Below are 13162 nucleotides of genomic sequence, written 5' to 3' on the forward strand. Positions count from 1 at the left end.
GGTTTGCGGGATGGGGTGGGGATGGCTACAGTGCGCGCCGCTATGAAAAATCCCCTTCGTCCCTTGGTTTTTGCGGGCTTGTGCGTCGTGCTGGCTGCCGGCTGCCACAAAAAGGAAGAGCCGGCGGCGGAGGTGGCGCGCGATGCTGAGAGCAAGCTGCCCGCGCAGGAGCAGGTGGCGCCAGCGCCAAAAACGGACGCCACGGGAGCGCCGGTGGTGGCCACCGCGACGGTGAACGCGAACGAAAAGGATGCCTACGAAGCGTGGTTCAAGAAGTACCATCTCGATCTCAACGATCCGAAAATGCTCGATGCCGATCCCGATGGGGACGGCTTTACGAACCGGGAGGAATTTCTCGCCAATACCGATCCGCTCGACCCGACCTCGCATCCGCCACTGACCGATCCGGCGAAGGCGCTGCGGCTGAAGGAATACAACGAGGCGCGGCTGCCGATCACGCTGGAGAATATCGAAGGCGAGAAGGCGCGGCTGAAGCGCACGGACGGCGAGGGCAAGGTGGAGACGGTGAAGCAGGGCGACACGTTGCGCGGGTTGCCCTTGAAAGTGCTGAAGATCGAAGCGCGGCAGGACATCGACAAGAACGGAGAGCACGTAGACCTCTCGCAAGTGACGCTGGAGGATTCCTCGACGAAGGAGAAATACGTGCTCACGGGCAATCTGCCGGCGAAGACCTCCGCGTCGTATGCGGTGCTGGAAACCAACGACGGCAAAGCGGTCCTCAAGGTGCACCATGGCGATGTCTTCACCTGGCCCACGGAAGGCGGGACGAATTACAAGGTGATCGACATGAGCCAGGACCAGGTGGTGATCCAGCAGATGGACAACAAGAAGATGTGGACGATCCCGCGGCCCTGAGGCTTGGGAGAATTGGAGTTGAAGGCGCGCCGGATTCGTGGAGAGTGCGCGTCCCAATTTCACGCCGCAACCTGACCAACCACCAAAATGTTTTGGACCGAAGACGTGGCCGCCAAGTGCAGCGGACCGCAAATCATCAATGACTCGAAGACCCCCTCCGGACGCGTGCATGTCGGCGCGCTGCGCGGGGTATTGATTCACGACGCCATCTTCCGCACGCTGCGCGAGAAGGGGATCGAGGCGCGTTATCTCTTCGGCGTGGACGATTACGATCCGCTCGATGAAATCCCGGCGGGCAAGGGCGAGCATTTCGAGAAGTATCTCGGCCAGCCGCTGTGCAACGTGCCGCCGCCGGACAATTCGCCGGCCACGGACATGGCGGAGCATTACATCCAGGAGTTCTTCGAGATCTTCGAGGAGCTCGGGGTGACGGTGGAGAAGTACCGGATGCGCGATGTTTACCAGTCCGGGCGCTTCAACAGCGCGATCGACACGATCCTGCAGAACGCGGCGACGGTGCGGCGCGTCTACAAGGAGGTGAGCAATTCCGACCGGCCGGAGACGTGGTATCCGTTCCAGACGGTGTGCGAAAATTGCGGGCGCATCGGCACGACCGAAGTCTTCGCCTACGATGGGCGCGAGGTGAGCTATCGCTGCCGCCCGGACACGGTGAAGTGGGCGCGCGGCTGCGGACACGAAGGGCGCGTGTCGCCCTTCGACGGCCATGGCAAGCTGCCGTGGAAGCTCGAATGGGTGGCGAAGTGGATGACCTTCCCGGTGACGATCGAAGGCGCGGGCAAGGACCACTCGACCAAGGGCGGTTCGCGCGATGTGAGCGCGGCGTGCCTGCGGGGGATCTTCGGCAAGGAGCCGCCGCTCAATGTGCCGTATGAATTTTTCCTCGTGGGCGGGGCGAAGATGAGCAGCTCGCGCGGCGTCGGTGCGTCGGCGCGCAACATCGCCGATCTGCTGCCGCCGGAGGTGCTGCGTTTCCTCATGATTCGCACAAAACCGAATTCGCCGGTGAACTTCGACGTGAAGGAAGAGGGGATCATCAAGCTCTACAATGAGTTCGACCGTTTCCTTTCGCGCGCGGTGCATGAGAAGAATGCGACGCCCGACGAAGCCTGTGTTTATCGAATCGCCGAGCTGACGCCCGAGGGCGATTACTACAACGCGAACTTTCAAGTCGTGTCTGCGCTGGTGCAGATGCCGCACCTCGATGTGATCGAGCAGGTCACCAAGCGCAAGGGCGCGCCGCTCACCGAGATCGAACTCCGCCATCTGAATCAGCGGATCGCTTCCGCGAAGGTATGGGTGGAGAATTACGCGAGCGAGGAAGAGAAGACGCACTTGCAGGAAACACTGCCCGCGCGTGCGCAGGAATTGACCGCCGCCCAGCGCGCCTTCCTGCACCGCCTCGCCGATGTGCTGCCGGAAACGCAGTGGGACGACGACAACTTGCAGGCGAAGATTTTCGAAGTCGCGCGCACGACGCCGATCGAGCAACCGGTCGCCTTCAAGGCGATCTACCGCGTGCTGCTGGACCGCGAGCAAGGCCCGAAGGCTGGCAACCTGCTGGCCTTCCTCGAGCCCGGCTTCGTGATCCCGCGTTTCCGCGACCCCGCGCTGGCCTTCGACAAACTCGAGTTCTGGCGCCAGACCGCGACCAGCGAAGCCGACCTCGCCAAGTGGCTCACTCAGCAAGGCGAAAAGATCGCCGGTTCCACCTGGATCACGGCGATGGAAGGCAACGTCGCCTCGTTCGAGATCACCTATACCCTGAAGGACGGCAAGCGGCAGTTGAAGCGCGTGCTGCTCGAAGGCCAAAACGTCGAAAACGCCGCCCAAGGCCTGCTGGCCCGGCTGCCGATCGTCGGCCCCGGCACCACCGGTGGGGGTGGTTCCGTGGCGTAGTCGCGAAAAATTGGAGGCACGATTAGGCACGATTGACCACGATCAGGCTCGATTTACTCTGGCGTCCGGGCTGGAGCGGTGCCCGTGGAAGTCGCCTCTTCCAACGCCGGCGGGCTGATCGCACCTTGAGGACGGAAGAATTTTCGCACCTTGATTTACCTTGATTAGGCTTGATTAGGCTTGATTAGGCTTGATTAGGCTTGATTAGGCTTGCCCGCCTTTTCGATCACCGCCCGGCGCCTCTTCCATCGGGGGCCAAGGCCTCTGTTCGAAAAAAACTCGCACCTTAAATCGGCTTAAGGGGGTCTAAGGCACCTTAAATCGGCTTCTTTTTCTTCGCCGGGGCCTGGACTGCATCGTGGGCGGATAGCCGGCGGGAAGTGGGCGACCTTGCCGTGGCGGGCGCAGTGAGAAATCGTCGGAGTTCATGCAGGGAAGTATGCCATGACATCGCGCAAAAAGTGCATTGCTCCATTGGTTCCATTGGCTCCATTGCGGAAAATTTTCGCGCCCGGGCAAATGACGATTTGATTTTGCCTGATTTCTGCCAAAACAATTGGGCGTTAGGCGATTCCTCACGCTCATGACGACCGACGATTTTGTTTCCCTACATGGAGGTTCGACGTTTCCTCATAGTGAGGAGCTGTTCGCCGCGATTCGTTCAGGAGAGTGCGCCCTTACGACATCCGCTCTCGATGGCCGTTCGTCTTCACGCTCTCAATTGCTCTCCATTTATCGTGCTCGCGCCAGTATGCTTCGCGCACGCCATTTTACCGGCTTACACGCCAGTACAATTCTTTCCGATGTAGAAGCACTCGCCTCCGAGCTTGAGCGCCCGTCCGAGGAGCCTTGCAGCCTGTGGTGCTTTACGGTCCCGCCACATTACATCTTCAATGTTTTCGAGGCTCAGAATTCGCACCGGATTCTTGGTTGCATCCGAGGCGTAGACGATCGCCTCATTGATGATGAAATCAGAGGCCGTCTCTGGGGTTCACGGAACGGCAACATTTAATAGCCGATTCAGCCTAGCTCACCGAGATGACTGCTCGCGTGGAGTGGGTTTTGCCGGGGGGGAGGGTGAGGGTGTTGGCACCGGCGTTGGCGGTTTCGATGCAGAGCATCTGGGGCCATTCGTCGTCGCCGAAGTCGGCCATGGCGGCGGACTTGGCGATCCAGGGGTTCCAGACGACGGTGGTTTGGGAGCCGCTTTTTTCGACGGTGATTTTGCGGGGCAGGCCGGGGTCGTCGACGATGCAGGTCTTGCGGGTGTTTTCGAAGACGCGGTCGGTTTCGGCGGTGATGCGGATGGGGTCGGGCCCCTGAGTCTTGCGCTGTTGGGCGTCGGTTTTGTCGACGTATTCGGCGTTTTCCAGGCCGGTGGTGGAGGTCTGGCGCGCGTCGCTGACGGTGAAGTAGGTGTGCAGGGCGTCTTCGAAGGTGAAGGGCTCGGGGGAGGTATTTTTCACTTCCAGGGTGAGGGTGAGGGTGCGGCCGATGGCGACGCGGTAGCGGAGCTCGAAATCGTAGGACCAGAGGGCGCGGGTGCGCTCGTCGGAGGCGAGGTGAAAGGCGGCGACGACGACGCCGTCGCCGTCTTCGGAGAGGGATTCGACCTGCCACTCGCTGGTGCGGGCGAAGCCGTGGGCGGGGGATTCCGGGTGGCCGGAGCGGGCGCCGAACCAAGGGAAAATGAGGGGGACGCCGCCGCGGATGGGCTTGTCGGCGGCGAAGAGGCTGCGCTGGCTCATGAAGAGGACGGGCGCCTTGCCTTGGGGCTGAAAGTGGGTGACGTGGGCGCCGTGCAGATAGATATGGGCCTCGGCCAGCGGAGAGCGGACGGTGAGACGGGCGAGGTCGCCTTCGCCCGGTTCGAAAGTGGCGATTCCGGGGATTTCCAGGCGGCGCAGGGAAGAGACTGATTTCATCGCCGGCGACTTTAGTGAGGCGGCGGGGCGCGCCAAGGAGAATGGCAGTCGGCGACGATTTGGGCATCAAGGGCGTTTAAAAAACGGTGGTGGGTCGCGTTGCGACTTGAAGGGCGGAGTAAAACCGATATTTTGGCAATTGCTGTCGGCTTCAGTTCCCTCGCTTCCCACCACCCCCAAATGGCCTGGGTCGCTCCCCGGGCCTGGTTTCCGCGACGGGCAATTCGCCGCTGCTTGTGAGTTCCATTTCCAATATTTCGACCACCCCCCCTCATCGCAAAGGAAGCGATGCGCTGGCCTATGGATTGGTGGCGGCATTTATCGCGGCGCTGACCGCGGGGCTGTGGCTGCTGTGGAAGACGGACGACGAATGGTCGCGCGTGGAGGACCGGATGAATGCCTGGACGCAGGTGGCCGAGACCTCGGGCGAACTGGGACCGATCCTGGCGACGATTTACACCGCGGGGGTGGAGCAACCGGCCCCGGGAGAAAAGTCCGGTCCGAATCCGATGGCCGGGATTCGCAAATCGTACGAGGGGAGGTTCGGCATCGTGGCGGAGCGCGTGCGCAGCCTTTCCATCGCGGCGGATCGCGAAGCGGTGCTCAAGGAACTCGACAACATCCAGACCGGAGCACAGGCGATGCTGGGCATCGCGGACAATTTGCGAGGGGCGACGCCGCCGAGCACGCCGGATGCGGAGGAGAGCGGGCGCTTGACCGAGGCACGGCGCCGCATGGAGGAGCGCTACCAGGAGGCGGTCAAAGCTTTGCAGCGGTTGCAGCAACACGAGCGTGATTTCGCCGTCGAACTGAGCAAGGAACGCAATCACCTCGCGGAGAAGTATCACCAGATTGCCTACGGGACGGCGGCGGCGCTGCTGCTGATCTTTGCGGTGAGTGTGGGAAGCCTATGGCGGCGCAGCCGGCAGGTGCGGAAAAATGTCGCGGAGATGGAGGCCGTGCAAAAGGCCCGGAAAGATGCGGAGCAGGAGTATCGCTCGCTTTTCGACAACGCGATCGAAGGCGTCTTCCAGACGACGCCGGACGGGCGGATCGTCACCGCCAACCGTGCGCTGGCCCGCATGTATGGCTACGAAACACCGGAGGAATTGATGAAGACGGTGACCGATGTGGCTAAGCAACTCTATGTCGATCCGAGCCAGCGGCAGGCGTTGCTCGAGGCGTTGCGGGTGGACGATGTGGTTTCCAATTTCGAGTTTGAAGTCGTGCGCGCCGACGGGCGGCTGATGTGGGTGCGGGAGAATGTGCGGACCGTACGGGACGAGCAGGGTGTGCTGCGTTATCTCGAGGGAACGGTCGAGGATGTCTCCGATGTGTGGTGGGGCGAGCAGCGGAGGCGCTTGCAATACGCCCTGGCGCGGGTGCTGGGGGACTCGGCGACGGTCGAGCAAGCGCGGCCGCAGATCCTGAGCACGATTTGCAAGGCGATGGGCTGGGATGCGGGGATCTTTTTTCAAGTGACGGCGACGGGATTGCACGCGATTGAATTGTGGCACGTGCCGGATTTGGAAATGGAGGAACTGGAGATGGCGCGGCCGCATCTCGTTTACCATCGCGGGCAAAGGCTGGTCGGCGAGGCGTGGGGCGAAGGGGAGCCGAAATGGATCGCGGATCTTTCCACGGAATTGCACTACGCCAATGCCGACTTGTTGCAGGCCTGCGGGATGTCGGCGGTGTTTGCGGTGCCGATCTCCGTGGATGGGGAAGTGCAGTATGTGCTGGAGTTTTCCAGCTCCAAGATTGCGCTGCCCGACCCGGAACTGCTGCAAGTGCTGGGTTCGATCTCGAGCCAGCTCGGCCACCTCATGGAGCGCAAGCGCGCGGAGGAGGCGTTGCGCAAGAGTGAGATGCGCAAGGCGGCGATCCTGCGCTCGGCGCTGGATTGCATCATCACTTTTGATCTCGAGGGGCAAATCACCGAGTTCAACCCGGCGGCGGAGCGGGCGTTTGGTTACACTGCCGAGGAAGCGATGGGCCGGGAACTGGCGGAACTGATCATTCCCGAAACATTGCGGGAAAGTCATCGCCGTGGGCTGGCGCTCTACAACGCGACGACGGCTGGGGCGATGGCTGGCCGGCGCATGGAGCTGGTGGCGATGCGTGCGGATGGCAAGGAGTTTCCTGTTGAGATGTCGATCAGCCGGATCGTGATCGATGGGAAACCGATGTTTACGGGCTACATGCGCGACATCACCGAGCGCCAGGAGGCCGAACGAATCACCTCCGAACTGGCGGCGGTGGTGGCCAATTCGAATGACGCGATCGTGGCCTGCACGCTCGACGGCAAGATCGTGAGCTGGAATGTCGGCGCGGAACGCATCTACGGCTACGCGGCGGAGGAAGTGGTGGGGAAGGAATTGAACATCCTGATCCCACCCGACCGGCTCGATGAATTTCCCCAGGCGCTGACGATGGTAAAGCGGGGCGAGAGCGTGGCGAATTACGAAACGATCCGCGTGCGCAAGGACGGAAAGCGGCTCAGCATCTCGCTCACGGATTCACCGATCCGCACCGAAGGCGGCCGCGTCACGGGGCTGTCGTCGATCGGGCGCGATATCACCGAGCGGAAGCGGCTGGAGGAGGAACTGCTGCAATCGCAAAAGATGGACGCGGTGGGCCGTCTCGCCGGGGGCATCGCCCACGATTTCAATAACATCCTCACCGCCATCCTGGGCTACAGCGACCTGATCATCGGCCAGATCGACGACCGGCAGTGGATGTACAAGCACCTCACGGAAATCCGCAAGGCGGCGGATTTTGCGGCGTCGCTCACGCATCAGTTGCTCGCCTTTAGCCGGCGGCAACCGCTGTTCCTGCGGGTCTTCAGCATCAATGACACCGTCAAGAACCTGCAAAAGATGCTGCAGCGGGTGATCGGAGAGCACATTCAGATTATTACGCTGCTCAAGGCGGATATCGGCCGCTTGAAAGCGGACCCGAGCCAGCTCGAACAGGTGCTGCTGAACCTGTGCGTCAATGCCCGCGACGCCATGCCCAACGGCGGCTCGATCTCCATTGAGACGTCGGACGTGACCTACTTCCTCGACGATTTTTATTCGGTCAACGAGATGCCCGCGGGCGAGTACGTGAAGCTCACGATCTGCGATACCGGCACGGGGATGACACCGGAAGTGAAGAAACATATTTTCGAGCCTTTTTTCACCACGAAAGAAAAAGGACAGGGCACCGGATTGGGTCTCGCTACGTGCTACGGCATCGTCAAGCAGAGCGGTGGCTACATCACGGTGGACAGCCACGTGGGCACGGGAACGACGTTTTCGATCTACCTGCCGCGCGTGGATGAGAGCGGTGAGAAGTCGAGCATTCGCAAGGAGGTCGGCCAATTGCCCGGCGGCCACGAAACGGTGCTCTATGTGGAGGACGAAATCACCGTGCGCAGCCTGACCGCCCACGTGCTGCGCCGGCTGGGTTATACGGTGCTGGAGGCGGGCAGCGGCAAGCAGGCGCGTGATGCCATCGAGAACCACAATGGCCACGATGTGGACCTGCTGTTTTCCGATGTGGTGCTGCCGGACGCCGGTGGCAAGGAGCTGGCCGAATGGATCCGGCAGACGCGCAGCGGACGCACGAAACTGCTCTTCACCTCCGGCTATGTGGACGAGAGCATCCTGAAGAGACACGGCGTGGAACTGGGCACGGCGTTCCTGCAAAAGCCATTTACCCCGGCGGATCTCGCCAAAAAAGTGCGCGAAGTGCTGGACAGTACCGAAGTTGAATAGGGAGAAGGATTGGATAATCAGCCCATGAAAACGTACGCCCGGTGGATAATGCTCTTTGAGTCATGAGTGTACCCGATTTAATGCCGACGCACCCGCCCGGCCGGCTGGTGGTGATTTTGCTCGTGGACGATGACGACGGCGACGTGCAGTTGACGCTGGAAGCCTTTGAGGATGGCCGGCTGGGCAATCAATTGTACCGGGCGAAGGATGGGGAGCAGGCGATGGCCTTTCTTGGCCGCGAGGGAAAATACGCCGATGCGCCGCGGCCCGATCTCATCCTGCTCGACCTGAACATGCCGCGTATGGGAGGGAGGGAATTGCTGGCCGAATTGAAGTCGGATCCGGCGCTGGCCGGCATCCCGGTCGCCATCGTTACGGGACACGAGGGTGAGGGCGAGATTTTAAAGGCATACAACCTCGGCGTAGATTGCTATATCACGAAGCCCATCGATGTTACCAAGCTCATGATCGCCGTGTGTTCCATTCCACATTTTCAGGTCGCGGTCGTCACGACCTCGTCGGCGGCCTAGCCTCATGGAGAGCCATCCTGTCAATGTTCTGCTGATCGAGGACAACGAGGAACACATCGCGTTTCTTCGGCAGTTGCTGGCCAGCTCGGCGGCGGGGCAATTCGAATTGCACACGGCAGGGGACGTGGGCCAGGGAATCGAACGGCTCAAGGATGGCGGCATCCAGTTGATCCTGCTCGATCTTTCCCTGCCCGATAGCGATGGGCTGGAAACATTCATTCGCGTGATCGAAGCGGCGCCGGACATCCCGCTGATCGTCTTGAGCGGGCTGAGCGATGTGGCGCTGGCGATCGAGACGGTGCAGCTCGGCGCGCAGGATTATCTGGTCAAGGGCCGCGTCGACAATCATCTCCTCGTGCGCTCCATGCAGTACGCCATCGAGCGCAAGCGCGTGCAATTGCAACTCAAGCGCGCCAACGACAGCCTCGAGGCGCGGGTGCGCGAACGCACGGAGGCGCTCATCCAGTCGAATACGAAATTGCAGGAGGAAATCGCGGAGCGCCGGCGCGCGGAGGAAGCGTTGCTGGAAAGCAATAAGCAGCTCTCCACGGCGCTCGGGCAGCTCCAGGCCACGCAGAGCGAAATCATCCAGCGGGAGCGGATGCATGCGCTGGGGCGGATGGCCAACGGCATCGCGCACGACTTCAACAACGCCCTCGCCCCGATCCTGGGCTTCAGCGAGCTGCTGCTCATGAAACCGGAGACCTTGCAGGACCCAAAGAAAGTGCGCAATTACATCGAGCTCATTCATACGTCGGCCAAGGACAGCGCGAAGGTTGTGAGCCGGTTGCGTGAGTTCTACCGCTATCGCGATGAGGGTGAGGTGTTCACCCCGGTGGTGATCAACGACGTGGTGCTGCAAGCGATCTCCATCACCCAGCCGCGCTGGAAGGACCAGGCGCTCGCGGAAGGAGTGAACATCGATATCCGCACGGAAATGGGCAACGTCCCGACGGTGCCTGGCAATGAGTCGGAATTGCGCGAGATGCTGGTGAACCTGATCTTCAATTCCATCGATGCCATTCCGAAGCGCGGCACGATCACGATCGATACGGAAGTCCAGGGGCGCTGGCTCGTCATCACCGTGAAGGACGATGGCCTCGGCATGAGCGAAGAGGTGAAAGCCCGCTGCCTCGAGCCATTTTACTCCACGAAGGACGACGAGGGGACCGGGCTCGGCCTCGGCAGCGTCTACGGCATCGTGCGCCGGCATGAGGGCGAGATCGATATCCAGAGCGAAGCCGGTCGTGGAACCTCGATTTGCGTCTCGCTGCCGCTGGACAAACGCGCCAAACCGCCGGAGGCGCCCAAGCCCGCCGCGGTGCCCAGCGCCACGCTGCGGATTCTCGTGGTGGAAGACGAGCCGATGGTCCGCGAGGTGATCTGCGTCTACCTGGACGAGGACAAGCACAATGTGGTGACCGCCGTGAACGGACGGGATGGCCTGGAGAAATTCGAGGCTGGCACCTTCGACGTGGTCCTGACCGATCGCGCCATGCCCGAGATGAATGGCGATCAACTCGCGGCCGAGATCAAGAAATTGCGCCCGGAGCAACCCGTCGTGTTGCTCACCGGGTTTGGCGACCTGATGGCGGGTGCGGGGGAACAACCGCCCGGCGTCGACCTGGTGGTGAGCAAGCCCTTCACGCTGGCCACGCTGCGCAACGCGATCGTCAAAGCAACCGGTCGTTAAGCGCTCGCGTTTTTCGTGTCGGCTTGTTAGTATGGGTGTCAATCCCACGGCATGAAGTCCCCCATTCCCCCGGCCACAACCCGCGTGCTCGTCGTCGACGACAGTCGCGGCGATATTTTCCTGATGCGGGAAATGGTGGAGGAAGACGGCCGGTCGCGCTTTCGTGTGACGGCCGAGGCGGGGAACCTGGAGACGGCCTTGAAGGTGCTGGAGGAACGGCAGATCGATGTCGTGTTGCTCGATCTGCAGCTTCCGGACAGTCACGGAGTGGAGACTTTCAGCCGGGCGCACGCGGCGGCGCCGGACGTGCCGATCATCGTCCTCAGCGAAAGCGACGACGAGGAGCTCGCGTTGCAAACAGTGCAGCTCGGCGCACATGAGTACCTGGTCAAGGGGCGGGTCGATACGCATCTGCTCCAGCGCGCCCTGCGCTACGCGGTCGAGCGGGCCCGGGCCGAAGCGCAATTGGCGAGCGAGCGCGATCTGCTGCAAACGCTGCTCGAGAACATTCCCGATCGCATCTATTTCAAGGACCGGCAGAGCCGGTTCATCCGCATCAATCGCGCCCTGACGACGCTGTTCGGCCTGAAGTCTGCCGAGGAAGCGTATGGAAAAACGGACGCGGATTTTTATGGTCCGGAGCACGCGGGCGAGGCGCTTCACGATGAGCGCCGTTTGATGGAAAGTGGCGTGCCGCTGCTGGGCAAAGTGGAATACGAAAACCTGGCGGACGGACGGAAGTCTTGGTCGCTGACGACCAAGCTGCCGCTGCGCGACCGGCAGGGACGCATCGTGGGCACGTGTGGCATCTCCCGCGAAATCTCGGAAATGAAGGAGATGGAGGAGCAGCTCGAGACGGAGAGAAACCTGCTCCGGGCGGTAATCGACAACCTGCCCGACCTGGTCTTTCTCAAGGACATCCAGGGCCACTATTTGCTGAATAACATGGCGCACATTCGCTGGCTGGGAGCCAGCGATCCCTCGGAAGTGCGCGGCCGAACGGTCTTCGATTATTTTCCCGACAAGGTCGCCGCCGAGTTTCACGAGGGTGACATGCAAGTCGCGGAAGCCCGCCGGCCGCTGCTCAACCAGGAGGAGCACATGGTCGACGCGCACGGCAGCCATAGCTGGAGGTTGACCTCGAAAATTCCGTGGCTCGACGACAATGGAAATACGGTGGGCCTGGTTTGCATCAGCCGGGATGTCACCGAGCAAAAACGGGCCGAGGAGCATTTGAAAAAGGCGAACGCCGAACTGGCCGCCAGCCGGGAGGAATTGTTGCGGGCGGTGGGGAATCTCCAGCAGGCCCACGGCGAATTGCGCGACGTGCAGTTGCAATTGATCGAGGCGGAGAAGATGAAATCGATCGGTCGGTTGGCCGCCGGTGTGGCGCACGAGGTGAAGAATCCGCTGGCCATCCTCAAGATGGGTCTTGAATTCCTCTCGACGCAAAAATTTACCGACGAGCACACGCCGGAGATCCTCCGCGAAATGGGAGATGCGCTGGGCCGCGCCGACAAGGTGATTCGCGGGCTGCTGGACTTCTCGGCGCCGAAACAGCTCGAGGTCAAACGGGAGAGCCTCAATGCGATCATCGACAACGCGCTGCAACTGGTGCGCGGGGAGATGAAGAGCGGCATCGAGATCGAGCGTGATTTACAGCCGAACCTGCCGCCCTTGAAAGTCGATGCGGGCAAGATCAGCCAGGTCTTCGTCAATCTTTTCACGAACGCCCTGCACGCGATGGAAGATGGCGGCCTACTCGCCGTGCGGACCTACAGCAAGCAATTGACCGGCGTGGGCTCCAATATTTCCGACAGCCGCTCGGAATCGTTTCGCGTGGGCCAGCAAATCGTCGTGGCGGAAATCGATGACACGGGCCACGGCATCCCCGAGGATAAACTGGCGAAGATCTTCGAGCCGTTCTTTACGACGAAGCCGACCGGGCGGGGCACGGGACTCGGCCTTTCAGTGGTGCGGACGATCATTGACCTGCACGGGGCGACGATCGATATTCGCAACCTGCACGAGGCTGGTGTTCGGGTAACGCTTATGTTTCAATCCTAATCAGGCACTATGAATAAGAAACGGCTGTTGATCGTGGATGACGAGTCCGGTTTCACCCGGTTGCTCAAGCTGACGCTGGAAAAGACCGGCAATTATACCGTGCGAGAGGAGAACGACGGGACCAACGCCTGGCTGGTGGCGCGCGAATTCCGGCCGGATCTGATCTTTCTCGACATCGTCATGCCGAAGATCGATGGCGGCGACGTGGCGCAGCAAATTCGCTCCGATCCGATGCTCGCCAACGTGCCTATCGTGTTTCTGACCGCGATCGTCTCGCAGAAGGAAACAAATAACGAGATCGGCGGTTTTCCCTTCCTGGCGAAGCCGGTGAGCCTGGACGCCATCACGAAGTGCCTGAACGAGCACTTTGGGACGGAAGGCTGACGGCACGGC

At 61.4% G+C, this 13162-nt stretch carries 8 protein-coding genes; 7 read left to right on the forward strand and 1 reads right to left on the reverse strand.

Going from position 1 to position 13162, the window contains the following annotated elements:
• Positions 1-42: 42 nt before the first annotated feature.
• Complete coding sequence (locus ABJF10_RS05015; RefSeq protein WP_348543428.1) at positions 43-876, forward strand: Amuc_1099 family pilus-like system protein; 834 nt, start codon at positions 43-45, stop codon at positions 874-876.
• An 87-nt stretch (positions 877-963) separates the two neighbouring features.
• Positions 964-2793, forward strand: coding sequence for a lysine--tRNA ligase (gene lysS / locus ABJF10_RS05020; protein ID WP_348543429.1), 1830 nt, complete (start codon positions 964-966; stop codon positions 2791-2793).
• 1025 nt (positions 2794-3818) lie between these two features.
• On the opposite strand, the gene ABJF10_RS05025 is transcribed toward lysS, so the two are convergent.
• A complete protein-coding gene (locus tag ABJF10_RS05025; protein ID WP_348543430.1) occupies positions 3819-4718 on the reverse strand; it encodes a D-hexose-6-phosphate mutarotase in 900 nt (299 codons plus the stop codon).
• Between the two features lie 236 nt (positions 4719-4954).
• Here ABJF10_RS05025 and ABJF10_RS05030 point away from each other — a divergent pair, with 236 nt between their 5' ends.
• The 5 genes from ABJF10_RS05030 (at position 4955) to ABJF10_RS05050 (ending at position 13153) form a co-directional block, all read left to right on the forward strand.
• Entirely contained in the window at positions 4955-8479 is a 3525-nt protein-coding gene (locus tag ABJF10_RS05030) for a PAS domain S-box protein (RefSeq protein WP_348543431.1), read from the forward strand.
• 80 nt (positions 8480-8559) lie between these two features.
• Positions 8560-9009 carry a response regulator gene (locus ABJF10_RS05035; protein WP_348543435.1) on the forward strand — a complete coding sequence of 150 codons (450 nt, stop codon included), beginning with the start codon at positions 8560-8562 and terminating at the stop codon, positions 9007-9009.
• A 4-nt stretch (positions 9010-9013) separates the two neighbouring features.
• Entirely contained in the window at positions 9014-10702 is a 1689-nt protein-coding gene (locus ABJF10_RS05040) for a response regulator (protein ID WP_348543432.1), read from the forward strand.
• Positions 10703-10753: 51 nt separating this feature from the next.
• Positions 10754-12769 carry a PAS domain-containing protein gene (locus tag ABJF10_RS05045; RefSeq protein WP_348543433.1) on the forward strand — a complete coding sequence of 672 codons (2016 nt, stop codon included), beginning with the start codon at positions 10754-10756 and terminating at the stop codon, positions 12767-12769.
• A gap of 9 nt (positions 12770-12778) precedes the next feature.
• A complete protein-coding gene (locus ABJF10_RS05050; protein ID WP_348543434.1) occupies positions 12779-13153 on the forward strand; it encodes a response regulator in 375 nt (124 codons plus the stop codon).
• The last annotated feature ends 9 nt before the right edge of the window (positions 13154-13162 follow it).

The organism is Chthoniobacter sp. (assembly GCF_040003245.1).
Lineage (GTDB): Bacteria > Verrucomicrobiota > Verrucomicrobiia > Chthoniobacterales > Chthoniobacteraceae > Chthoniobacter.